Origin of the sequence: Nocardioides humilatus, from assembly GCF_008373755.1 — a bacterium.
Classification (GTDB): Bacteria; Actinomycetota; Actinomycetes; order Propionibacteriales; family Nocardioidaceae; genus Nocardioides; species Nocardioides humilatus.
In genome coordinates this window covers 1-367 of the sequence record NZ_VUJV01000090.1, presented here as the reverse complement: position 1 = coordinate 367, position 367 = coordinate 1, and the positions used below count along the sequence as shown (strand labels likewise).

1 protein-coding gene is annotated in these 367 nt (G+C 49.6%); it reads left to right on the top strand.

Going from position 1 to position 367, the window contains the following annotated elements:
• Window positions 1-36: 36 nt before the first annotated feature.
• Window positions 37-367, top strand: a 331-nt coding sequence (locus tag F0U44_RS24080) for a hypothetical protein (protein WP_188113641.1), incomplete at its 3' end; no start/stop codon positions are given.

The following is a 367-nucleotide window of genomic DNA, read 5'->3' as shown; positions in this document are numbered from 1 at the left end:
GTGATAATGAAATTTCTCGTGGTGTTCGCGTCGTGCGTGCTCGCCGTCAGCGCCGGCGTCACTGAAATGTCCGCGGGAAGCATGAGCAGTTCTAACAAAGAACTCGAGGAGAAACTGTACAACAGCATCCTTACCGGTGACTACGACAGCGCTGTCCGTCAGAGCTTGGAATACGAGAACCAAGGCAAGGGCTCCATCATCCAGAATGTAGTTAACAACCTGATCATTGACGGAAGTCGGAACACCATGGAGTACTGCTACAAGCTGTGGGTCGGCAACGGACAGCACATTGTCAGAAAGTACTTCCCCTATAACTTTAGACTCATCATGGCCGGAAACTTCGTTAAGCTCATTTACAGAAACTACA